Genomic DNA, 21,868 nt, shown 5'->3' with positions numbered 1-21,868 from the left:
TCTCTTGTCATGGGTGCAGCGTGGGATTACCGACCGGGTTGCGCACGCCCCGCTCACCCACCAGCACCAGGCCGTTGCCGGTGTCGATAGCGAGCGCGGTCACCGGGCCCCGGGTGCTTTGCGGCACGGGGCTGAAACTGGCACCGTCATCCCGGCTGAACAGCAGGTCGCCTGCCTGGCTGGCCAGCCACAGCGTCCCTTCACGGTCGACCCCGGCAGCGCTGATGCTGGTAGTGATACCGGTGCTTACCGGCTGCCAGTGCTGGCCGCCGTCAGTGCTGCGGTAGACGTGCCCACGCAGGCCGTACACCAGCAGCAGGCCGGGCTTGCCCAGCGCGCCAAACAACGTGCCGGCATAAGGCGTTGCGACACGGATGAAGCGCTCGCCATCACGCTTGAGCAGCAGGCCCTGCTCGCCGGTGATGTACAGCTCTCCACCGATGGCGGCCAGGCTGGTCAAGTGCAGGTCTTGCGGGTTGTCGCCATGGCCGAGCCAGGGTTGCCAGTGCTCGCCGCCATCCGTGGTGTGCAACAACAGGTTGAACAGGCCCACCGCATAGCCGTTGCGCGCATCGCTGAACCACACATCGAGCAGGGCGTTGTCACTGCCCGAGCCCGGCAGCCGTTCGGCCAGCAGCCGACCATCCAGTTGCTTGTGCCAATGCACACCACCATCGCGGCTGTGCAGCACCACACCGTCATGGCCGACCGCCCAGCCCAGTTCGGCGCTGGCGAAGCTCACGGCGTTCAGGTCGGCGCTGACCGGCACCTGGGCTTGCTGCCAGTGCGCGCCGTGGTCGTCGGAATACACGATGTGCCCGCGCGGCCCCACCGCCACCAGGCGTTGCCCGGCCAGGGTGACATCGCGCAAGGCGCTGCTGGCAGCCAGCGCAGTGGGCATCGCAGGCAGGTCCAGCACATCGGTGAAGGGCGCCGCCTGTACCGCGCCCTGCAGCGTGGCCAGGGCCAGCATCACCACGCTGCATCGTTTGAAGACAGACATTGCCACCTCTGCTCGGTAGGTTCAGCGAATACCGTTGCCGGCCAGCGACTCGGGCGACCACTGGGTTTTCGACAGTGGGTCGATGTAGCGGATGCCGCCGTAGGCACCAACCACGCCGTTGAGGTTGTAGGTGCCGCCGATCAGGTCGTAGATCATGAACGGCGTGGCGTCCGGGGTCTGCTTGTCGTAGCTCTGGGTGAGGAACGCGAACGAGCCGCGGTACAGCTGGCCACGGGCGTCGTACTGGTCCGACGCCAGGGCGATCCAGCTGTCTTCGTCAAGATAGAAGCGGCGCTTGTGGTAGATGTGGCGCGCGCCGTCCTTGAGCTTGCCTTCCACCACCCATACCCGGTGCTTCTCCCAGCGCACGAACTGCGGCGCCAGGTGGTTGGGCGTGATCAGCTGCTTGACGTCGGTGTTGTAGGTCAGCTGGTAGGTGTTGTACGGCACGTACATTTCCCGCTTGCCGACCAGGGTCCAGTCGTAGCGGTCCAGCGCACCGTTGAAGACGAACACATCATCATAGGTCCCCGAGCCCGAGGTGCCCGGGTTGGGCGTGTCATAGGCCAGGTTCGGCGCCAGCTTTACCCGGCGCTGGCCAGGCAGGTACTGCCAGGCACTGCGGGGCTGCACCAGCGGGTTGGCCGCATCGCGCAGCATCATCGCTTCGCCGGCGCGGCGGGCAGGCCCGGTGTACACCAGCTTCATCTGGTAATAGGTGTCCTTGGCGCCGATCGGCCTGGCCATGTCCTCGTAGATCGGGTAGCTGATGTTGGCCTGGCCGGTGGTCGAAAGTGATGGCTTGCCGGCTGCATCGACGTTCCACGAGTCGTACTTGGCGGTCATGCTCACGCCCTGGTAGCGCAGCAGGAAGTTCCACATGGCCTCGGCGCCGTTCTGCGGAATCGGGAACGGGATGCCCGGCAGTACGTTGTCCACTGCGGTGCCACCCTCCTTGCTGTTGGCACCGGTGGCGTTCTTGCGGGTGTTGTCGAGCACCGCCTGGGGCAACGCCACGCTGCGGTGGGTCGGGTAGACATCGACGCGGTAGCTGGGGTAGCGCTTGAGCAGCTCGAAGGTGGTGGCGGTCAGCTGGTCTTTGTACTGCTCGGCGTTCTTGCCATCGATGACCAGCACCGGCTTGTCGCTGGCGAACGGGTCGGGGCGCATGCTGGCACCGGTCTGGTAACCCGGCGGTGGTGCCAGCAGGCCGCCCTGGTAGGCCGGGATGGAGCCATCGGCATTGCCACCCTTTTCCGCGCCAATGGCGGTCAGGCTGGTGCCCAGGCGCGCGGCCTGGTCATTGGAAACAGCGGCCTGGGCAGCATTCAGCGCAGCCAGGGACAGGCACGAGGCCAGCAGGGTACGTACGCATTTCATGATGTTTGTCTTCCTGTGCAGGCTCTGGGAAAGAGGACTCAGAAGGTCGTCTTGACAGTGAGATACAGGGCGCCACGGTCCTCGGTGGTGGCCCCGCCACCGGAGAACGAGGCATAACCGCCGCCGTAGCAGGTGTAATCCTGTTCGCCGTCCAGGGCGTTGGGGGTGCTGCCATCGTTCTGGCCATCCTTGCAGGCCTTGGTCTCACCGAAGCTGTCGACGTACTTGAGGTCGACGAAGTACTGGTTGTAGAGCGCGGCGCTCACGCCCACCGCGTAGTTGCCGGTGTTCTCGGCGCCGCCGCCCTGCACCGGCGACACGCCGTCGACGCCGACGTTGACCGATAGCGGGATGCTCAGGTCCATGCCCGGTAGCACCTGGTACCAGGTGGGGGTGAAGTTGACGGCGATGCCCCAGTTGTCGCGGGTGGCCTTGTCGATGCCGCGGTAGCTGCTCTTGCCCTTGTACAACGCCGCGTTGTGGCTATCGAGCTTGAGCAGGTTGCTGTAGAACAGTTCGCCAAGCAGGGTTGCCGAGTCGAACAGCGGCGTGTCGGCAATGGTCATCAGGCCGCTCAAGGTCCAGTGCAGGGTGTCGCCGGTGGCGCTCAGGCTGTCGCCATCCTTGGGCACGTCGTAGATCACGCCACTGCTGGGCAGGCGTGCCGGCAGCAGGCCGAAGCCGCCGCCCAGGCCAGCTTGGCCGGGGGCGCTGACGATTGCCGGGATGCTCGCCAGCGGCATGTTGTGGCGGATGTTCAAGTCGCTGCCGACACTGACGCCGCCGACATCCTTGGACAGGCTCACGCCGTAGATATCGATGTCGTCGGCATAGGCGAACTGGTAAGTAGTGCTTTGCAGCGAGTTGTAGAGGTTGCCGACCGCGCCCTGGCGGCTGCCCGGCGGGTTGCCGAACGGGCCGTTGGCGACAGTCATGCCGCGTGCATCGAGCCAGGCTTGCGGGAGGATCTCGGAGGTCTTGCGGTAGTAGAACCCGAGAGTGCCGCCCAGCCACTCTGGCGACCATTTGGCCATGACGCCCCAGTCGCCGCTTTTGCCCGGTTTCAGATCATGGCCACGGCGGATGCTGGTCAGCGCACCGCGCAGCGGAATCAGCCCCGGTGTGCCGGTGTGACCGAGCAGGAAGCTTTGGGCGCCCTCGCCTACCACGTCCGAGCCGCCATAGTAGGTACCAGCTTCAGGCAGGCGGGCAGCATCCCAGTCGAAGAAGTATTGGGCACCCAAGGTCAGTTCGGCGTTGACCAGGAACGAGGTCGACAGCTGGTTGCGCGGCACGAACAGTTCCTTGGCTTCAGTGCCCGGCGAGGCAGCCAGTTTGGCCAGGTCCAGGCCGGACTGGCCGTAGCTCAGCGAGTGCACCGGGTTGAGCAGGGTTTCCCCCCAGAACAGGTTGTGCTGGCCGAGCTTGGCGCTGACCTGCGAGGCCTCGCCGACTTCACGGCTGAAGAACACGAAGGCATCCAGCACTTCACCGGACGGGCCACTGTAGTAACGCTGGGCGTAATTGCTCAGGTGCGGGCTGCCCAGCGGCACGCCGGTACCGGGCAAACCATTGAGGCTGGGGTTGATACCGGACTGGTCACCGTTACCGTTGACGAACGGGTTGCTGTTCGAACCGGTGTTGTCGTAGGCCTTGTCATACCAGCTGGCGGTACTGACACGGAAACCGGTATTGCCTTGGTAGACCACGTCCAGCTCGGTCAACAGGTCGATGCGGTTGGCAATGTTGGTGCCGGCCTTGCGGAAGTTGTAGTCACCGTCGTTGCTGTTGGGCGTGCCCAGCAGGCGCTGGTCAGCGCTTTCGGTGCGCACGCCATAGTTGTACTTGACGGTGTTGTCGAAACGCACGGCCCAGTTTTCGTCGCCAGTGTCGACTTCGAACGCTTGGGCGGCAGGCAGCGAGAGCAGACTGATGGCGCAGGCGAGCAGGCAGCGCTGTGGTTTCACAGCACGGTGAATGCGGTGTTCTGGCATTACGATGGCTCCACATATTGTTATTGTTTTTTACGCCGCCCGTCTCATGCGGGCGTGGCTGGGGCGTCCATGCGCTATTGCAGGTTCGGGTTATCCAGACGACGGACCAGGGCTTCGGCCAGTGGCCAGTGACCGAAGCCGGAAGCCGGGTTGAGGTGGCCAACGGCACCCAGGCTGACCAGTTCGCTGCCCCAACGACGGGCCAGGTCGCCAGCCGCGGTGTAGCTGGCCAGGGGGTCGTTGCTGCTGGCAGCTACGATGCTCGGGAATGGCAGCGCTGCCTCCGGCACAGGCGCCCAGCCGTGCTCGGCCAGGCTGGCCGGGCTTGGGTAGTGGGCCGGCCAGGGTGCGCCGAGGTCCGGTGGCGCCGCCAGCAGTGCCCCTTTGACTGCGCGCTGATAGCGCGCGGCCCAGTGGGCGACCATCAATACCCCGGCGCTGTGGGCCACCAACAGCACCTCGCCCTCGATCTGCTCCAGTTCACGCTGGATCGCCTCAACCCTGGCCGTGCAGCTCAGCCGGTCAACCTGCAGCGGCGGTACGCTGCGGACCTTGGCCAGGCGGCTGGCGAGCAGGGTCTGCCAATGCCCGGCGACATGCTCGCGCAGGCCAGGGACAATCAACACGGTGGCAGTGGTTTGCAGTTTGTCCACGTTGAACCTCGTATCGGGATGCAGCTCTTGAGGTTCACAGTAAACAGCGCGCCCCTGAGGTGCTTCACATTGCGCGTCAGAAGCTTTTCATTTGATGACAAAGGGCTTGCCAGGCTTTGCTTTTCAATTCATGACACGCAGGCTATAAGGCACACAACGCATGTCGGCATACCCAACATGGAAAACAACAATAATGCCTGCCCTCGTCCGTGCCGCCAGTTTGACCAACTACCTCGAAGTGTCCCGCCACCTGGGCCTGAACCCGCATGCATTGCTGGCGCAGGTCGGCCTCAGTGCCGCGTTGCTCGATGACCCCAACCGGCGGATCCCGGTTGCCAGCGTCATTGCCTTGCTGGAAGCCTCGGCCAGCGCCAGCCACTGCGAAAGCTTCGGCCTGCGCATGGCCGAATTGCGGCAACTTTCGGATTTCGGCGAAATCAGCCTGCTGCTCAGCCACCAGCGCACCCTGCGCGATGCCTTGCAGGTGATCGTGCAATACCGACACCTGCTCAATGACGCCCTGGCCATTCATATCGAGGAAGCCGGCAAGACGGTGGTCATTCGTGAGGAAGTGATCAACGGGCGCGCACCCTGCAGCCGCCAGGCCACCGAACTGGCCATCGGCGTGATGATGCGCCTGTGCGCGGCCCTGCTGGGTGCCCATTGGCACCCGATCAGCGCCAATTTCACCCACGCGGCCCCGTCCGACCTGGCAACTCATCGGCGTATTTTCGGCTGTACGCTGGTGTTCGGCAGTGAGTTCAACGGTATCGTCTGCCCCGCCGCCGATCTCGACAGCGCCAGCCCCCAGGCCAACGAAGCCATGGCCCGCCTGGCACAGCGTTACCTGGACAGCCTGCCGGCAGGCGGCACCCCGTCGCTGGAGCTGGAACTACGCAAGACCATCTACCTGCTGCTACCCATGGGCCGCGCGACCATCGAGCAGGTGGCACAGACGCAGGGCATGAACGTGCGCACCTTGCAGCGGCGCCTCGAAGAAAACGGCTTGACCTTCAAGGACCTGATCAACGGCGTGCGCCGCGACCTGGTGATGCGCTACCTGGAAAACCCCGGTTATTCGCTGGGGCGCATTGCCGACATGCTCGGTTATTCCATGCCCAGTTCATTCACCCGCTGGTTCATCGCCCAGTTCGGCATGCCGCCGGCCAGCTGGCGGGCCCGGCACGATGAAGTGTAGGAGCGGATTTATCCGCGAAGCAGGCGACCCCGTGGACGGCACCGGCTTTGCCGGTGATCGCGGCTGAAGCCGCTGCTACCAGTGAATGCGTCAGGCGGAAGGTTGCAGCCCCCAGTGCATCAACGCCAGCACCAGCAGCACCAGAAACACGCTTTCCCCAACCATCAGCGCAATGGGTTTGAAGCCGACCGAGGCCAGCGCCTTGAGCTGGGTCTTCATACCCAGGGCACTGATCGCCACCACCAGGCAGCCGCGCGACAGGTCATTGATGCCGCCCTGCACCGCCACCGGCACCCACCCGGTGCTGTTGAGGCAGGCCAGAAGCAGGAAGCCGACCGCAAACCAGGGCAACAAGGGTGGCCGTTGGCCACCAGTTTCAAGGCCGTGGCGACGGGTGATCATCGCCGCGCAGACAATGACCGGCAGTAGCATGGCCACCCGCATCAGCTTGACCACGGTGGCGATGTCACCGGTCTCGGTGGACATGCTGTAACCCGCCCCCACCACCTGAGCCACATCGTGGATGGTTGCGCCAAGGAAGACCCCGGCCTCAGCAGGCGACAAGTGCAGCCACTGGACAATCATCGGATACAGGATCATCGCCAGGGTCGACAGCGCCGACACGCCGATCACGGTGAACAGCGTCGCATGCTCCTTGCGCGGGTGCTGGGGCAAGGCGGCAGCCAGCGCCAGCGCCGCCGAAGCGCCACAAATGGCCGTCGCCCCTCCGGTGAGCATGCCGAACAGCCGTGAAAAACCCAGCGCCTTGGCCACTACCACCGAGGCGAGGATGGTCACCACCACCAGGGTGACCACCAGAACCACGGGTTTCCAGCCAAGGCTGGCGATCTGGTCGAGGGTGATGCGCATGCCAAGCAGCGCTACACCCAGGCGGAGTACCGTGCGCGCGGTGAATTCGATGCCGGCCTTGCAGGGGCCATCGAACGCGAGAAAATTCAGTGCCATCCCCAGCAGCAGGGCAAACAGCATGACTGGCGCCCCATAGTGCTCACTGAGAAAGCTGGCGGCAGCGCCCACGATCAGGCTGACCACCACCCCTGGGGCGAGGGCGCGGACGCGTTGATGGGCAGCGCTCAATGCCAGTGTGTTCATTGCTCCGCCTCCTCATTATCAAACACGATGTAGACCTGCCCACCCTGTTGTTCGACCGGGTAACTGGCAACCTTCAATGCCGTGGAATTCACCAGATAGCCGCTGGCCAGGTCGAAACGCAGGCCATGCGCGCAGCACTGGATGACCCGACCTTCCAGGCGCCCGCTGCACAACGACGCGCCCTGGTGCGGGCAGCTGTCGTCGATGGCGTAGAGCGAATCGGCGACATTGAACAGCGCGACGCTGCGCCCTTCGCAGGTCAACAGCGCACGGCCGTTGCGCTCCGGGACCTGGCTGGGGGCCAATGCAATGCGCCGCCTCATGCCCGTTCAACCTCTTGCAGGGCTGCGATCATGGCGGTGAACAGCACCTCGGCGGGTTGCGCGCCAGCAATGAGTGGCCCCTGGTTGAAGCGAAATCGCGGCACGGCGCTGCCTGCGCGCCCTGCCCCATCGAGGAACGGGCTGCCGTCGTCGCGCAGGCAATCGGCAAGCTGAACAGCTTGCAGCCCGAAACGCCGGGCGATGCCGAGCAACACGCGGCTATCCCCCAGGTCACGGCCCTGGTGGAAATAGGCAATGAATAGTTGTGCCAGCAAGGCTTCCTGTTGCGAGGAGCCCAGCAACCCGGCGGCCCGCTGCAGCAGCCGATGGGCATTGCCGGTATTGGGCATGCGGCGGATGCGCGAAAAATCGATGTCTTCACCGACCACGCTCGCGGCGGCGCGCACCTGCGCCTGGCGCTCGCGGAGCGCCTCCTCGCTGCCCAGGCGCTGCAGGTAGAACGCATGGAACGGCAGGCCGCTGGCCGGTAAGCCTGGCAGCAACTGTACCCCGCGCCAGTGCAGTTGGACTTGCAGCTGTGGCCGTTCGCGACGCAACAGCAACAGGGCGGCCTGCAGGTGCCGCTGGCCGATCAGGCACCATGGGCAGACCAGATCGAAGAACACCTCGACGGACAACAACTGTTTCACGGTTTCAACTCCCGGGGTGCGCCGGCAGCTTCGTGAGCCGGCGTGTGCAGACGCTCCATGTCACCTTGGTAATGCCGTTTGGCAAGGAAGAACACCAGCGCTGCGCCGATGCTCATCAGCGGTACCAGTTGGAAGGCCGCCTGCAGGCCGATCAGGTCGGAGATACGCCCGGTGACCAGCGGCCCGGTGGCCAGGCCCAAGAGGTTGTTGGCCAGGGTCAGGGTGGCGAATGCCGTGCCGTGCACCGCAGCGTGGGTGAGGTTGGCGACCATCGCACTGGACGGGCCGTTGGTGCCGGCGGCAATCATCATGCCCAGGCAGACAAGCACCAGCTGGGCGGTACCGGCTGGCAACGCGAAGGCAATGGACAACAGCGCGCAACTACCCAGGCAATAGGCGATGGCCAGGCTGATCTTGCGCTCCGGGCGGTGCCGCCCGAGGCGATCGCAGAGCATGGCGCAGAGGATCATGCCAATGCCGCTGCACAGCACGATCACTGCTGCAATCGCCCCGGCGCGGTCGGTGTCCATGGCGTAATAGCGGTTCAGGTAGCTGGGTATCCAGACGATCACTGTGCCACCGACGAACAGCTGCAGGCCGCTGCCGACATAGGCCGCGATGACCGAACGGCTGCTGTACAGGCTGCGTAGCGGTCGGCTGGCGTTGCCCTGCATCGGTTGGACGCACTTGGGAGCAATGCGCGCTTCCTTGACGATCAGCGGGTACAACGCTGCCAGCATCAGGCCGAACAACGCCATGCCGGCGAATGCCCAGCGCCAGCCCAGGTGCTGGGCCAACACGCCGCCCAAGGCTATGCCCAGTACCGAGCCGAACATGCCGCCGGCCATGAAGGCGCCGGCCAGGGTCGAGCGCATGTCGCGAGGGAACACGGCGACCACCACGGCGATGCCGACACTGCCATAGGCCGCCTCGCCGACCCCGACCAGAAAGCGCGCGATGAACATTTGCGGGTAGTTTTCGGCCAGGGCACAGCCGAGGGTGGCCAGGCTCCACAGCACTGCCATCAGTACCAGGCTGCGTACCCGGCCGAAGCGGTCGGCCAGCAGCGACAACGGGAAGGTCAGCAGGCCGACCATCAGCGCGACGATGCCGCTGAGCAGGCCGAGCTGGCTGTCGCTCAGCGCCCATTCGCCCTTGAGCAGCGGGAATACTGCATTGAGCACCTGGCGCGACATGTAGTCGGAGATCAGCAGGCCGAAGGTCAGGGCGAAGACCACCCAGGCATAGCGCCGGGGGACGCTGTGGGCAGTGTCGGTGCCGGGTTTTTCGGCACTGGCGAGGTAGGTGGCCATGTTGCCTCCTTGGGTATGGGGCGTGAGGTTGTTCTTGTTGTTATGGGTTACAGCCAACATTCATGTTGCTTTTGCGGGCCTCTTCGCGGGCTCGCCCGCTCCCACAGGGACAGCGGCGACCTTTGGGCCAGTACCGCACCTGTGTGAGCGGGCATGCCCGCGAAGAGGCCGGGCCCTGCCGTACCTGCATCAGCCGCGCTGCGGCACGCCCTTCACACCCGGCTGGCGATTCGGCGCCATGCCGTTGGCCTTGAGGGTCTGCTCGATGCTGTCGTACTGCTGCCCGATGCGGTAGATGGCGCGGGCTTGCTTGCCAGTGGCAATCTCCCGTCCGAGTTCATGGGCCACGCGCACGGTCTGCTGGATCTGCTGCACCGAAGTGAAGCGCTTGCCCTGCTGGTCGATGATGGTGTCTTCGTTGCCACAGCGCGGGTGCAGGCCCATGGCCAGGGCCATGGTGTTGAACGGCAGCACGTTCTTCAGCAGCGACTCGGCGGTCAGCGTGCAACCGTCCGGCGCGCGGTGGATGAAGTTGAAGAAGTTGAACGGGTTGGGGCCGTCGAAGCCGCCACCAATGCCGATCCAGGTCAGGTTCAGCGGGCCCATGTAGTCACCGCGGCGGACGATGCGCTCGAGGGTTTCCAGGGCATGCATGCCGGTCAGCTGGAAATGCGGCTGGATGTTGCTGGCCTGCAGGCGGCGCAGGTGTTCGCGCACCCAGGCCGGGCCGGCCGGCACGGTCATCTCGCTGTAGGCGGCATGGATCGCCGGGCTGGCCAGCGAGGTGCCTTGCAGGTATTCGGGGTACAGCAGCTCCATGATGTTCATCTGCGTGGTGTTGATGGCGACGGTCACCTGGTCGGGGCGCGGCGTCAGCTCGGCAAGCATGTGCCGGGTGTCGTCCGACAGCCACTTGGCCGCCTCGCCCTCGCTTTCCGGGGCGAAGGAAATCGACCCGCCCACCTGGATGATCATGTCCGGCACCGCTTCGCGCACCCCGGCAATCAGCTCGTTGAACTTCGACAGGCGCTTGGAGCCTTTGCCGTCCAGTTCACGCACGTGCAGGTGCAACACGGTGGCGCCTGCTTCGTAGCAGTCGACGGCCTTCTGCACCTGCTCGTCCATGGTCAGCGGGATATCTTCCGGGAAGTCTTCGGGCATCCACTCCGGGCCATAGGGGGCCACGGTGATCACCACCTTTTCCATGTTTTCCGGGTGCAACGAATCGTCGAAGAATTGCATGCTGTAGTCCTCGCTATTGTTATTGTGCGGTTGCCGCCGAGCGTGGCGGCCGGCCTAGAACGTCGGGCTGCCCTTGATCCCGGCGCGCTCCATCTTGCGATGGCACGGCGGGTAGTCCATGACGGCGTAGTGCTGGGTGCTGCGGTTGTCCCAGATCGCCACGCTGTCGGGTTTCCAGCGCCAGCGCACCTGGTACTCGGGCAGGTAGGCCTGGCTGATCAGGTAGCGCAGCAGGTCACCAGCGCCGGGGTTGGCGTCCTGGCCGAAGCGCACCCGCTGCGGGGTGTGGTAATTGCTGAAATGGGTGGTGAAGGCATTGACGAACAGCACCTGTTCGCCCGTTTCCGGGTGCGTGCGCACCACCGGGTGCTCGGCATCAGGGAACTGCGCCTTCAGCGCCAGGCGCTTTTCCAGCGGCATGGCGGCACCAAAGCTGGCTTCGATGCTGTGACGGGCGCGCAGGCCTTCGATCCTGGCCTTCACATCGCTCGGCAGGTTTTCATACGCTAGTACCATGTTCGCCCACATCGTGTCACCGCCCACCGGCGGGCATTCGATGCAGCGCAGCACGCAGCCCATGGGCGGTGCTTCGCGCCAGGTGGCATCGGTATGCCAGGCGTTTTCATAACGGTCATTGGGCTGGTCCGGGCACTTGTAGATCTGCACCAGGCCCGGATGCTCAGGGTCGCTCCCAGCCACCGGGTGGTCTTCCAGGTCGCCGAAACGGCGGGCAAAGGCGACGTGTTCGGCGCGGCTGAAGTGCTGGTCACGCAGGAACAGGACACGGTGGCGGAGCAACTGCGCGCGCAGCTCGGCGAACAGGTCGTCGTCGTGAATCGCGTCGGCCAGGTTGACCCCGCCTACCTCGGCACCGATCGCGCAGGTCAGTTGTTCGATGTGCATGCTGTTGCCCTCTTCAGATGACGAAGATCGACGAGCCGGTGGTCTTGCGCGCTTCCAGGTCACGGTGGGCCTGGACAGCATCCTGCAACGCGTAGTGCTGGTTGATTTCGATACGGATGCGCCCGCTGCTGACGTGGTCGAACAGCTCGCCGGCCAGGTCGGCCTTTTCCGCCGGGTCGGCGATGAAGTCGGCCAGTGCCGGGCGCGTGAGTTGCAACGAACCCTTGACCGCCAGCAGCTGCGGGTCGAACGGCGGGATCGTGCCCGAGGCGGTGCCGACGCAGACCATCAGGCCACGGCGCTTGAGTGAATCGAGCGAGCCCATGAAGGTGCTCTTGCCCACGCTGTCGAACACCACGTTGACCCCTACCCCGTCGGTCAGCTCACGCACGCGCGTGGCCACGTCCTCGACGCTGTAGTTGATGACATGGCTGCAACCATGCGCGCGGGCCAATTCGGCCTTGGCCTCGCTGGACACGGTGCCGATCACGTTCAGCCCGAGCAACCGCGCCCACTGCGCGACGATCAGGCCGACCCCACCCGCGGCAGCATGCAACAGCAGGCTGTCGCCAGGCTTGAAGTCATGCAGCCGCCGCAGCAGGTAGGCGCTGGTCAGCCCACGCATGGTCATGGCCGCGGCCGTTTCGAAGGCGATGGTGTCCGGCAGCTTGATCAATGCGGCAGCCGGAATCAGGCGTTCGGTGCAATAGGCGCCCAGGGTATTGAGAAAGCCGGTGTAGGTGACCCGGTCACCGACCGCCACCTGGGTCACGCCCTGGCCCAGGGCCTCTACCACGCCGGCAGCTTCCACGCCGATGCCGTTGGGCAGCGGGATCGGATAGGTGCCGTTGCGGAAATAGGTGTCGGCGTAGTTCAGGCCAACCGCCACCTGGCGCAAGCGCACCTGCCCCGGGCCGGGTTCGCCGACCTCGGCGTCCTCGTAGCGCAACACCTCGGGGCCACCGGTCTGATGGAAACGTACGACTTTGGACATGCTTGTCTCTCCAATCATCGATCTGGACGCCAGGCGTCAGTTCTGGGTGATTGGACTGTAAGCCCTTGGCGTGCGGGGCGCTTCGCATCGGACGACAGCGGGTTTTCATTTCATGACAGCGTGGCTGCCGAGCTGCGCTGCGCACCCGCTGATTTATTCATGAGCCACCTTGATGGTTGCCCATGGCCAGACTAATACTTAGGTCTCTGCCTGGGGAGGCACGAAACATGCAACCAAGATTCGTTATCGTTCCGGCTGTACCGATCGAAAAGGAGTCGTTCCACCTGCGTGGTCGCTATTACGCCGCTACCGTTTGCGGGGGCTTCGACATCTACGACAATCAGGCCAAGGAACGGCTCAAGCCCAGTTATCCAAGCCGGACGGATGCGCAGGTGCACTGCGAGCAGATGAACAAGCGCTTTGATGCAGGGTGATCGCCGCCATCCGGCGCAGGTGACTGCCTCTATCCGGTGGCTTTCCAGCGGAGCACTGCCATGAGCAAACCCTTTCCGGTCATGATCCTGGCGCTGACAGCGCTTTCTGCCTGCGCCTCGAACTCGGCGCAGTACCGCGACCAGCCACTGGTGGCGAAAGTCGACAACGGCATGAGCAAAGACCAGGTCGTACAGATCGGCGGCAAACCTGATGCCGAGACCAAGCGCACGGCGGTACCTGGCACGTGTTTCGACTACCTGCTCGGCAAGGCCGGCAACCGCCAGCCCTACAGCGTCAGCTTCGATGGCAGCGGCAAGGTGGACCACACGGCGTTCATGACCTGCGCCGAGTGGAGCAACACCCAGCGCAAGGCCCGCCTACCCAGCATGGGCGGCTCAAGCGGCTCGGGCTACTGAACTCATTCGAGGCATTCTTTCGCGGCCTGGCGCAACTTGTCGCCTGACAGGAAACTGCCCTTGTAGAAGGTCGCGCGGCTGCCCTGGCGATAATCGACCACGTCGAGCACATCGTCGGACGCTACCGCGCTGGGTGCCGTCAGCCGGTAGCCGTGAGCAATGGATTTCTGCGTGGCCTGTGGCGCCAGCGCTTGCCACTTTGGCAGTACGCAGGCGGCATACTGCTGGGGCGATTTGTTGGTCAGTTTGCTGGCAGTCGGTTTACCGGGGCTGGCGCAGCTAGCGAGGCTGGCCCCCAGCACAGCGGCGAGAAAGATACGAAAGGTAGACATGTGCAATTGCCTGTGAGGAATCCGCGGCATTCTAGCGGGGGGCGCGAGCCGATACCAACCAACCAAAGTAGCGCAGCGATTCCCGGCAGGCAGCAACCGCTCCCCCTGGCCGGGATTGCACCTGTGGGAGCGGTTTGCCCGGTTCAATCCAGCGCGCCGTTCAGCACCTCATAGATGATTCCCGTGGCGACTGCCACCAGGATCAGGTCCACCCCCGCCTGCATCCACTCATAGCCGTCGTAATGAGGCAGCTGCCCCAGCAGCCGACCATCGAGCTTCTTGGCGATACCCGGCGGCAGCGGTTTGCCCCGGGCCAGGTTCTTCTGGATACCCGGCGGCAAAGCCGGCCCTGGATTCCAGTAACTGCGGTGCCCGGCGAGGATATCGAGCACGTAGCCACGGTCAATCGAAGGGTTGCCATGGCTACCACCACCGCCGCCACCGTGCCCCTGGCCCTGGCCTTGCGGGCCCTGGCCGTGCTGCCCCTGGCTGTGCTGGTTCTTGCCATGCCCCTGCCCTTTACCGTTATTTGGGTCGGCAAGGGAAAGCGATGGCCCCACGGCCAAGGCGATCGAGGTAACCACAGCAACTACTGACCATCGACGCTTCACCATATCTGTTTCCTTACACAAGTAAGTCGTTCCTGTACTGTAGATCAATACCCGAGTCAGGGTGAATGGCCCCGGAGGCCGCGCTATGCTGTCGCGCTCAGTACAGACGGGCTTTGATCAGCGGGCGCAACAGGTAATTGAGCACGCTGCGCTTGCCGCTGAGGATATCCACTTCCGCAACCATGCCGGGAATGATAGGCAGCACCTCCTCGCCGCGCTTGAGCTGACTACCGTCGGTGCGGATCAGTACCTGGTAATACGACTCCTTGCCGTGCGGCGTGTCTTCCTCGATGGTATCGGCGCTGATCTGCTCCAGGGTGCCCTTGAGGTCGCCATAGATGCTGAAGTCGTAGGCAGTGATCTTCACCTTCGCCGGCATGCCCGGCACCAGGAATGCCACGTCGCGCGGCTTGATCTTCGCCTCTACCAGCAGGCGGTCCTCCACCGGGATCACTTCCATGATTGCCTCGCCGGGCTGGATCACCCCGCCGCGGGTGTTGATCAGTATGGTGTTGACCCGCCCACGCACCGGCGAAACGATCCCGGTACGGCGCAGCTGGTCCTGGCGCTGCTGGACGATCGGCTCCAGGGCGCTGAGGTCGGCCTTGCGCTGTGAGCGCTCGGTGTAGGCATCCTGGAAATAGCTGCTCTTCAGTTCGCTCAGCTTGCCATTGAGGGTAGCGATATCCTGGCTCAACCGCAGCGCCTCCATCTGGCTGACGGCGCGCCTGGCGACCAGGGGGCGGACCAGGTCGAGCTGGCTTTGCGCCAGGCTGATCTGCCTCTGGATCGCCTGGCTGCCTTCGAGCAGCTTGTCCCGCCGCGACTTGAACAGCTCGCGTTCGGAGCGCGCCAGCGGCCCCTGCGGATCGACGTCCGGCGGGAACTCGATGGCGGCCTTGCCCAGTACCTCGGCATCCAGCCGGGCGATGGCCGCGCGCAGTACGCTGGCCTGGTTGGCCGATTCCTGGAAGTTGGTAAGAAAGCGCGTCTCGTCGAGGCGCAGCAATGGCTGGCCGACCTCCACCAGGTCACCTTCCTGCACCAGCAGGCGATCGAGAATCCCCCCTTCCAGGCTCTGGATTTTCTGGATGCGACTGAACGGCACCACCCGTCCGTCACCGCGGGTCACTTCGTCGAGCTCCGCCCAGAAGGCCCAGGCGACGAACAGCACGACGCTGCCGAGCAGGGTGTAGAGCAGCGGGCGGTAGACCGGGTGAGTCGTCGCCAGCAGTGGGTCGGCCAATTGCTCGCGCAGCTTTGCGGCGTGCTTCTCAACTGCCATGGCCAGCTCCTTCGGCAACTTGCGGCGCCTGCACCTGGTTACCCTGCACCACCTGGTTCAGCGGGCCGTCCATGATCACCTGGCCGTTGCGCAGTACCACGGCGCGGTCAACCAGCGCCAGCACGCTTTTCTTGTGGGTGGTGAGGATCAGCGTACGCCGGCCCAACCAGTTCTGCAGATAGTCGATTACCAGCTTTTCGCTGTTCTGGTCGAAGGCTGCGGTCGGCTCGTCCAGCAGCAGGATCGGCGGGTCCTGCAGCAACACCCGCGCCAGCCCCACCGCCTGGCGCTGGCCGCCGGACAGACTGGCGTTGCCCTGGATCGGCATGTCCAGGCCCAGCGGATGGCTACGTACGAAAGTGCCCAGCCCTACGCCATCGAGGGCTTCAAGCAACTCTTCGTCGCCCAGTGCGGCGTTCGCCAGGTTGAGGTTATCGCGCAGGCTACCGTGGAACAGCGCCACGTCCTGCGGCAAGTAGCCGATGCCACGCTGACGGTCGGCCGGGTCGAGCTGACTGAGGGCGATGTCGTCCAGCAGCAACCGACCGGATTGCGCATCGAGCAAGCCGCTGAGCAGACGCAGCAGGGTCGACTTGCCGGCGCCGTTACCGCCCAGCAGCGCCACTCGCTCGCCGGCCTGGATGCTCAGCGCCTGTACATCGACCACGGGTGGGCTGTCGCCATGGGCCAGGCGCAGCGCCTCCAGACGGTAATGGCCGTAGAGCCGCTCGCGGTGCACGAAACGCTTGCCGGCGGGTCGCTCCTGCTCCGCCGACATGAGTTGATCGAGCCCCTCCAGCGCCACCTTGGTGTGCTGCCAGCGGCCAAGGATGGCGGCAGCCTGGGACAGCGGTGCGATGGCCCGCGAAGCAAGGATTGAACAGGCCACCAGGGCACCGACAGTCATCGCCCCGTCGGCGATCCGGTAAACGCCGAACACTACCACCCCGACATAGCACAGTTGCTGGACGATGCTCGCCGAGTAGCTCAGCGTCGAGGCCAGGGCGTGGGTCTTCATTGCGTTACCGGCCAGTTCCCCGGTAAGCGTCTCCCACTGTTGCCGGCAGCGGCCTTCGGCACGCGTGGCCTTGACGGTCTCCAGGTGCTCGAAGGCTTCGAGCAGTACACTGTTCTTCATCGCCCCTTCGCGCAGGTTCTGCCGCGACAGGTGCCCCAGCAGGCGTTGGGTCAGTAACCCCGGCAGGACCATCAGCACGCAAGCCAGCAGCGGCACCCAGACCACATGGCCGCCGATCACAGCGATGATCAACAGGAATATCGCCACAAACGGCAGGTCGCTGATCAGTGCGGCACTGGACGAAGTGAAGAACTCGCGGACCGACTCGAACTCCCGTACCTGAGTGCTGAACGCCCCGAGCGACGCCGGTTTGGCGGCAATCCGGGTGCTCAGCACGCGAGCGAACAGCAGGCTCGACAGTTGCAGGTCGAGGCGCTTGCCGAGCACATTCAGCAGGTGCCCGCGCAGGATCCGCAATACGCCGTCGACGACGATCGCCAAGGCTACACCGCTGGCGAGTATCCACAAGGTATCGAAAGCCGCATTGGGCACTACACGGTCGTACACCTGCATGGCGAACAGCGCTGAGGCGACGGCCAGGATATTGGCTACCAGGGCGGTCAACGTGACTTCCGCATAGGAGCGCCAAAGCCGTTTGAGCGGCCCGAAGAACCAATGCTCGGGCAGGCTGCTTGCGTAGTCACCGACGCGCCCGTCCGCGCGGTAGCGGCACTTGGCGAACACCGCCGTGCCACTATAAAGCGCATCCAGCGCGGGCAGGGCCACACATTCGCGGCCACCGCCACTCTGCGGCACCAGCACCTCGCACTGGTCACCTTCAACACCAACCAGCAGCAGGCAGCGACCATCGCCGAGCAACAGCAATGCCGGCAGCAGGTAGGCATCCATCTGTCGCAACGGTAGCTCGGCAACCCGGGCCGTGATGTCGGCGCGGCGCAATGCGCGGGCAACCAGGCGCAGTGGCAGACGCCCGTGCTCCAGTGCCATGCCGTCCACCAGTTCGGCATCACTCAGTGGCCGGTCCAGTTGCCGGCACAGCAGCAGCAGGCCCTGGCGCAGCGGGTCATCGTGGTTCAGGGGGACGACATTATCCGGCGCTTGTTCAACTTCCATGATTCAACCGATTCTCCAGTAGAGCCCCCAACAGTCCGACCTGGGCGGCCGCGCGGTACTCGATGCGCTTGCGCTCGATGTGCAGACTGATCAATTGCCGCTCGGCTTCGAAACGCTCGCGCTGGACGTTGAGCAAGTCGATCACGTCGCGCCGGCCGACTTCGAACTGTTCGCGGTACAACTCGCCGACCTGTTCCGCTTCCGTCACTTGCTGGCTCAACGACTGTTCCCGCCAACGCAGCGTGTCACCGTTGTCGAACAACGTCTGCAATTGCCGGCGAATATCGCGCTGCATCGCGTCGGCGGTCCATCGTGCCGACTCCAGCCGCTGCTGGGCGGCGGTCGGCCGGCGGAAATTGGAGAGCCCCTGGAAGGTGTCCATGCGAAAGCGCAGCGACATAACCGAGTCGCTTTCCGGACGGCCGCCGATCTCGCGGCGCAATGCGGAAGCCTCCAGGTTCAATTGCGGTAGCAATGAGGCCTTGGCTTCGCGCACTTGCGCCTCGGCAACGTTGGCGTCCTCCACTGCCTTGCGCTGCAAGGGCGACTCGCGGATCACCCGCGCCAGATCGCTGCTGGCCAGGTAGCGTTGCAGCGACATCGGCTCGGGCTCGACCAGTTCCGAAGGGTCCTGGCCGACCAGGATCGCGTATTGGTTGCGGGCGTCCTGCAGGTTGCCCTTCTCCAGCGACAGCTGCTCCTGGGCACGCGCCAGTTCAAGGTTGGCGCGGTCCAGCTCACTGCGATCGGCGTAACCGTCGCTGCCCCGCGCCTGGGTCATCTCGCGGATGCCATCAAGGCGCTGGATATGCTGGCGCACCGTCTCCACCCGACGCTCCGAGGCGAGTACGTCGAGGTAGGTCTCAACGATATCCAGCGCCGCATCATCGCGCGCCACCAGCACCGCCTCGGACAACTTGCGCTGGGTTGCGCTGGCGCTGTCGACCTTGCTCGTTACCCGTCCCCAGTCATACAGCATCTGCGATACAGTGAGGTCGTAGACGACTTCACCGAGGTCAAACTCCTGCGGCCCTCCAGACATCGCGACGGTGGGGTAATAGCCGCCCTTGGCAATCTCCACCTCGGTGCCGGCACGATCGGCTTCGGCCATTGCCGAACGCACCTCGGGGTGGATCGCCAACCCCGCCCTCACCGCCTGGTCAATCGGTATGGCCGGGGCAGACAACGGCACGCCGAGGCACAGCAGCCACAGGGCTGCCTGGCCACGGGGCCTTCCCTTGAGCACAGACACCCCACGCATCACACCACGACCTGTACCGTATTGTCCTCGATCAGCAGGGTACTGCTGCCAAAGCTGTAGACATCGTAGGTGATGCCGTTGATTTCCTGGGTGGTGCCGGTATTCACGGCTCCCACCACGTTGAGGGTGTCGTTGTTCTCCCCAGTGACCTGCAGGACATTGTTGCCATCGGTGATGGCGTCGACTTCTGCCGCGGTCAGGGTCAGTACGCTTCCCGAATCGCCGCTGCCGAGGTCGATGCGCTCGATGTTGCTGAGCGTGCCGACGCCTGCGGCGTTGTAGTCGAGGTCGATGCCATCGGCCAGGATCAGGGTATCGAAGCCCGCGCCACCATCAATGGCAGTGAAGTTGGTCGCGGTGACCTGGATGGCATCGTTGCCGTCACCAGCCACTACCTGGTCGCCGCTGCCCACGTTGAAGATCAGGTCGCTGCCATCGCCTGCGTTGATGTGCTCCGAGCTGCCGCTGGCCCCGGACATGACATCGTCTCCGGCGGTACCGTTGACGTCGATCTGGCCGATGTTGAGCGACAGACCGTTGGGCGTCAGCGTGATGCCGTAGGCTGCGCTGTCGTTGCCGTTGGTGTCGGTGGCGACGACGTTGAACGAGATCTGCGAACCGAGGTTGAGGATATCGGTGATGTTCAGCCCCAACTGCGTGAGAACAGTCGGGCTCAGCAGGTTCAGCGAGAAGTTGCCGCCGCTGTCCGCCTGGATCGGCAGTAGCTCGACATTCAGCGCTGGGGTAATGACCCGGATCACCACGCTGGAGTCCGGCTCGGTGGTGCCGCTGAAGCCGAACCGCGGATTGAGCGGGTTGAGGCTGACATCGACGCCAAAATTACCGACGGTCACTGGCTGTTCAATGCTGCTGCCGACGCCGATGGTTGCCACATTGCTCGGGTTGCCGGCCGGGTCCTGGCCGCTCACCGAAACCTGGGCATTCAACAACTGGTCCAGGGTCAGGTCGATATCCAGGTCGGTGAGCAGGTTCAGCGAAGCCAGCCCGCTGTTGTCGGCCGTCAGCGTGGCGGTGGCAGTGACCCCGCCGACGTCAACGAGGACTGTCAGCTCGGTACCTGGGTCGGTGGAGATGGTCAGGATGCTGCCCACCAGCGACAGCACCGGAGTCGCTGGCGCAATGGTGTCAACGGTGAACGGCACCGGGGTCGACGTGGTACCGCCATCGATATCGGCAGTAACGGTCGAGGCCCCCTCTGGGAACGGCCCCATGCCACCGCCAGGCAGAAGGGTCACGGTAATGCTGCCGGCAAGGATGTCGGCGGCGGTAAGCGTATGCGTTACCTGTGTTTCGTAGCCGTTCTGCCCGGCGAACGCAACAGTGATCACCTGACCAGCCTGCATGCTCGGGCGGATCGCTACATCGACCTGGATACCGTCGCTGATCTCGGCTGCGTTGAGCCAGCTATCGGCAGCCTCCGGCAGGCTGATGGTCGGCGGCGCCAGATCCGGCGCGTTGATCGTCGCCGGGCCGCTGAGGTTGCCGGCAGCGTCCACGGCGACCACGGCGACCAACTCGCCGGCTATCAACGGTGGCGCGAACGGCAAGCTGAAGTTGCCGCTGCCGTCGGTGTTGACCGTGATCGGGTTGGCGGCGTCGCCGTCGATCACGATGCGTACCTGGCTGTTCGGTTCGGCGGTACCGGTCAGCAGAGCGCCATCGGCACTGATGCTCAGCAGCGGCGCCGACGGTGCTACCGAGTCGACCGTGGTGCTGGCCGGTCCGCTGGTATTACCGGCTGGGTCCTGGGCCACGGCGTTGACCACCGTACCGTTGGCCAGTGGCGTGACAGGCGTGAACGACCAGTTGCCACTGCCATCGGCGGTCGTCTCGCCGACCGGGTTGCCGCCACCGTCGGTGAGGATCACCTTGGCTCCGGCTTCAGCGGTACCGCTGATCACACTGCCGTTGCTCGGGGCGAGCGTCGGCTGGCCGGGCGCTACCGAGTCTACCGTGGTGCTGACCACGGGGGAGCTGGTATTGCCAGCCGAGTCCTGGGCCACGGCGTTGACCAGCGTGCCGTTGGCCAACGGTGTGCCAGGCGTGAATGACCAGTTGCCGCTGCCATCGGCGCTCGTCTCGCCGATCGGGTTGCCACCACCGTCGGTGAGGATCACCTTGGCTCCGGCTTCGGCGGTACCGCTGATCACACTGCCGTTGCTCGGGGCGAGCGTCGGCTGGCCGGGCGCTACCGAGTCTACCGTGGTGCTGACCAAGGGGGAGCTGGTATTGCCGGCCGGGTCCTGGGCCACGGCGTTGACCACCGTACCGTTGGCCAGTGGCGTGCCGGGCGTGAACGACCAGTTGCCACTGCCATCGGCAGTCGTCTCGCCGATCGGGTTGCCGCCACCGTCGGTAAGGATCACCTTGGCTCCGGCTTCAGCGGTACCGCTGATCACAGCGCCGTTGCTCGGGTTGATGACCGGCGCAGCCGGGGCCACCGCGTCAACGGTGACGCTGGCCGGCCCGCTGGTATTACCGGCCGGGTCCTGGACCACGGCATTGACCACCGTTCCGTTGGCCAGTGGCGTGCCGGGTGTGAACGACCAGTTGCCGCTACCATCGGCGGTTGTCTCGCCGATCGGGTTG

The 21,868-nt window shown here is 64.7% G+C and carries 20 protein-coding genes; 3 read left to right on the top strand and 17 right to left on the bottom strand.

Annotated features, from left to right (window positions below; all coding sequences use genetic code 11):
• Positions 1–7: 7 nt before the first annotated feature.
• From B4L76_RS13840 to B4L76_RS13825, 4 genes are all read right to left on the bottom strand, one after another.
• Positions 8–1,003, bottom strand: coding sequence for a WD40/YVTN/BNR-like repeat-containing protein (locus B4L76_RS13840; protein WP_296233249.1), 996 nt, complete (start codon positions 1,001–1,003; stop codon positions 8–10).
• 21 nt (positions 1,004–1,024) lie between these two features.
• The gene (locus B4L76_RS13835; protein WP_296233248.1) at positions 1,025–2,383 is read right to left on the bottom strand and encodes a DUF1329 domain-containing protein; all 1,359 of its coding nucleotides are present in this window, start codon (positions 2,381–2,383) and stop codon (positions 1,025–1,027) included.
• A gap of 38 nt (positions 2,384–2,421) precedes the next feature.
• Positions 2,422–4,377: a DUF1302 domain-containing protein gene (locus B4L76_RS13830; RefSeq protein WP_296233247.1), complete on the bottom strand. Its 1,956-nt coding sequence runs from the start codon at positions 4,375–4,377 to the stop codon at positions 2,422–2,424.
• 74 nt (positions 4,378–4,451) lie between these two features.
• Positions 4,452–5,030 (bottom strand): RBBP9/YdeN family alpha/beta hydrolase, encoded by a 579-nt coding sequence (locus tag B4L76_RS13825; protein WP_296233246.1) that lies wholly within the window; start codon positions 5,028–5,030, stop codon positions 4,452–4,454.
• A gap of 193 nt (positions 5,031–5,223) precedes the next feature.
• Between B4L76_RS13825 and B4L76_RS13820 the strand changes: the two genes are divergently transcribed.
• Positions 5,224–6,228 (top strand): AraC family transcriptional regulator, encoded by a 1,005-nt coding sequence (locus B4L76_RS13820; protein WP_296233245.1) that lies wholly within the window; start codon positions 5,224–5,226, stop codon positions 6,226–6,228.
• Positions 6,229–6,318: 90 nt separating this feature from the next.
• Here B4L76_RS13820 and B4L76_RS13815 read toward each other — a convergent pair whose 3' ends face one another.
• The 7 genes from B4L76_RS13815 to B4L76_RS13785 all read right to left on the bottom strand — a co-directional run bounded on the left by B4L76_RS13815 (position 6,319) and on the right by B4L76_RS13785 (position 12,766).
• On the bottom strand, positions 6,319–7,341 hold the full coding sequence (locus tag B4L76_RS13815; RefSeq protein WP_296233244.1) for a YeiH family protein: 1,023 nt from the start codon (positions 7,339–7,341) through the stop codon (positions 6,319–6,321).
• Positions 7,338–7,664 carry a Rieske (2Fe-2S) protein gene (locus B4L76_RS13810; protein WP_296233242.1) on the bottom strand — a complete coding sequence of 109 codons (327 nt, stop codon included), beginning with the start codon at positions 7,662–7,664 and terminating at the stop codon, positions 7,338–7,340. The genes B4L76_RS13815 and B4L76_RS13810 overlap by 4 nt, the downstream gene beginning before the upstream one ends.
• The gene (locus B4L76_RS13805) at positions 7,661–8,314 is read right to left on the bottom strand and encodes a DsbA family protein (RefSeq protein WP_296233241.1); all 654 of its coding nucleotides are present in this window, start codon (positions 8,312–8,314) and stop codon (positions 7,661–7,663) included. The genes B4L76_RS13810 and B4L76_RS13805 overlap by 4 nt, the downstream gene beginning before the upstream one ends.
• Complete coding sequence (locus tag B4L76_RS13800) at positions 8,311–9,627, bottom strand: MFS transporter (RefSeq protein WP_296233239.1); 1,317 nt, start codon at positions 9,625–9,627, stop codon at positions 8,311–8,313. Before B4L76_RS13800 ends, B4L76_RS13805 begins: the two co-directional genes overlap by 4 nt.
• A gap of 189 nt (positions 9,628–9,816) precedes the next feature.
• Positions 9,817–10,869, bottom strand: coding sequence for a 3-keto-5-aminohexanoate cleavage protein (locus B4L76_RS13795; protein WP_296233238.1), 1,053 nt, complete (start codon positions 10,867–10,869; stop codon positions 9,817–9,819).
• Between the two features lie 54 nt (positions 10,870–10,923).
• Positions 10,924–11,772 carry a TauD/TfdA dioxygenase family protein gene (locus tag B4L76_RS13790; protein WP_296233237.1) on the bottom strand — a complete coding sequence of 283 codons (849 nt, stop codon included), beginning with the start codon at positions 11,770–11,772 and terminating at the stop codon, positions 10,924–10,926.
• Positions 11,773–11,785: 13 nt separating this feature from the next.
• The gene (locus B4L76_RS13785; protein ID WP_296233235.1) at positions 11,786–12,766 is read right to left on the bottom strand and encodes a quinone oxidoreductase family protein; all 981 of its coding nucleotides are present in this window, start codon (positions 12,764–12,766) and stop codon (positions 11,786–11,788) included.
• A 227-nt stretch (positions 12,767–12,993) separates the two neighbouring features.
• On the opposite strand from B4L76_RS13785, the gene B4L76_RS13780 reads away from it, so the two are divergent.
• Together B4L76_RS13780 and osmE are read left to right on the top strand one after the other, a co-directional pair.
• Positions 12,994–13,200, top strand: coding sequence for a hypothetical protein (locus B4L76_RS13780; protein WP_296233234.1), 207 nt, complete (start codon positions 12,994–12,996; stop codon positions 13,198–13,200).
• A 60-nt stretch (positions 13,201–13,260) separates the two neighbouring features.
• Positions 13,261–13,617 carry an osmotically-inducible lipoprotein OsmE gene (gene osmE, locus B4L76_RS13775; protein WP_296233233.1) on the top strand — a complete coding sequence of 119 codons (357 nt, stop codon included), beginning with the start codon at positions 13,261–13,263 and terminating at the stop codon, positions 13,615–13,617.
• A gap of 2 nt (positions 13,618–13,619) precedes the next feature.
• On the opposite strand, the gene B4L76_RS13770 is transcribed toward osmE, so the two are convergent.
• The 6 genes from B4L76_RS13770 to B4L76_RS13745 form a co-directional block, all read right to left on the bottom strand.
• On the bottom strand, positions 13,620–13,979 hold the full coding sequence (locus tag B4L76_RS13770; protein ID WP_296233232.1) for a hypothetical protein: 360 nt from the start codon (positions 13,977–13,979) through the stop codon (positions 13,620–13,622).
• Positions 13,980–14,092: 113 nt separating this feature from the next.
• Positions 14,093–14,563, bottom strand: a complete 471-nt coding sequence (locus B4L76_RS13765) for an anti-virulence regulator CigR family protein (RefSeq protein ID WP_296233230.1) — start codon at positions 14,561–14,563, stop codon at positions 14,093–14,095.
• Positions 14,564–14,657: 94 nt separating this feature from the next.
• Positions 14,658–15,845 carry an HlyD family efflux transporter periplasmic adaptor subunit gene (locus B4L76_RS13760; protein ID WP_296233228.1) on the bottom strand — a complete coding sequence of 396 codons (1,188 nt, stop codon included), beginning with the start codon at positions 15,843–15,845 and terminating at the stop codon, positions 14,658–14,660.
• Entirely contained in the window at positions 15,835–17,997 is a 2,163-nt protein-coding gene (locus B4L76_RS13755; RefSeq protein ID WP_296233227.1) for a type I secretion system permease/ATPase, read from the bottom strand. Before B4L76_RS13755 ends, B4L76_RS13760 begins: the two co-directional genes overlap by 11 nt.
• Entirely contained in the window at positions 17,987–19,258 is a 1,272-nt protein-coding gene (locus B4L76_RS13750) for a TolC family protein (protein WP_296233225.1), read from the bottom strand. The genes B4L76_RS13755 and B4L76_RS13750 overlap by 11 nt, the downstream gene beginning before the upstream one ends.
• A partial coding sequence (locus B4L76_RS13745; protein ID WP_296233224.1) for an Ig-like domain-containing protein occupies positions 19,258–21,868 on the bottom strand: 2,611 nt, incomplete at its 5' end. The genes B4L76_RS13745 and B4L76_RS13750, both read right to left, overlap by 1 nt.

It is taken from the genome of Pseudomonas sp. UBA4617 (genome assembly GCF_002386445.1).
Taxonomy (GTDB): Bacteria; Pseudomonadota; Gammaproteobacteria; order Pseudomonadales; family Pseudomonadaceae; genus Aquipseudomonas.
The sequence above is the reverse complement of the archived record's forward strand: the minus strand, read 5'-3'. Positions and strand labels throughout refer to the sequence as shown.

What these genes read in the sequence shown, in the direction of transcription:
- osmE (WP_296233233.1), top strand. Translation starts at nt 13,261, where the DNA reads ATGAGCAAACCCTTTCCGGTCATGATCCTGGCGCTGACAGCGCTTTCT.
- B4L76_RS13770 (WP_296233232.1), bottom strand. Translation starts at nt 13,979, where the DNA reads ATGCCGCGGATTCCTCACAGGCAATTGCACATGTCTACCTTTCGTATC.
- B4L76_RS13820 (WP_296233245.1), top strand. Translation starts at nt 5,224, where the DNA reads ATGCCTGCCCTCGTCCGTGCCGCCAGTTTGACCAACTACCTCGAAGTG.
- B4L76_RS13765 (WP_296233230.1), bottom strand. Translation starts at nt 14,563, where the DNA reads ATGGTGAAGCGTCGATGGTCAGTAGTTGCTGTGGTTACCTCGATCGCC.
- B4L76_RS13755 (WP_296233227.1), bottom strand. Translation starts at nt 17,997, where the DNA reads ATGGAAGTTGAACAAGCGCCGGATAATGTCGTCCCCCTGAACCACGAT.
- B4L76_RS13830 (WP_296233247.1), bottom strand. Translation starts at nt 4,377, where the DNA reads ATGCCAGAACACCGCATTCACCGTGCTGTGAAACCACAGCGCTGCCTG.
- B4L76_RS13790 (WP_296233237.1), bottom strand. Translation starts at nt 11,772, where the DNA reads ATGCACATCGAACAACTGACCTGCGCGATCGGTGCCGAGGTAGGCGGG.
- B4L76_RS13750 (WP_296233225.1), bottom strand. Translation starts at nt 19,258, where the DNA reads ATGCGTGGGGTGTCTGTGCTCAAGGGAAGGCCCCGTGGCCAGGCAGCC.
- B4L76_RS13800 (WP_296233239.1), bottom strand. Translation starts at nt 9,627, where the DNA reads ATGGCCACCTACCTCGCCAGTGCCGAAAAACCCGGCACCGACACTGCC.
- B4L76_RS13835 (WP_296233248.1), bottom strand. Translation starts at nt 2,383, where the DNA reads ATGAAATGCGTACGTACCCTGCTGGCCTCGTGCCTGTCCCTGGCTGCG.
- B4L76_RS13780 (WP_296233234.1), top strand. Translation starts at nt 12,994, where the DNA reads ATGCAACCAAGATTCGTTATCGTTCCGGCTGTACCGATCGAAAAGGAG.
- B4L76_RS13795 (WP_296233238.1), bottom strand. Translation starts at nt 10,869, where the DNA reads ATGCAATTCTTCGACGATTCGTTGCACCCGGAAAACATGGAAAAGGTG.
- B4L76_RS13760 (WP_296233228.1), bottom strand. Translation starts at nt 15,845, where the DNA reads ATGGCAGTTGAGAAGCACGCCGCAAAGCTGCGCGAGCAATTGGCCGAC.
- B4L76_RS13785 (WP_296233235.1), bottom strand. Translation starts at nt 12,766, where the DNA reads ATGTCCAAAGTCGTACGTTTCCATCAGACCGGTGGCCCCGAGGTGTTG.
- B4L76_RS13810 (WP_296233242.1), bottom strand. Translation starts at nt 7,664, where the DNA reads ATGAGGCGGCGCATTGCATTGGCCCCCAGCCAGGTCCCGGAGCGCAAC.
- B4L76_RS13840 (WP_296233249.1), bottom strand. Translation starts at nt 1,003, where the DNA reads ATGTCTGTCTTCAAACGATGCAGCGTGGTGATGCTGGCCCTGGCCACG.
- B4L76_RS13815 (WP_296233244.1), bottom strand. Translation starts at nt 7,341, where the DNA reads ATGAACACACTGGCATTGAGCGCTGCCCATCAACGCGTCCGCGCCCTC.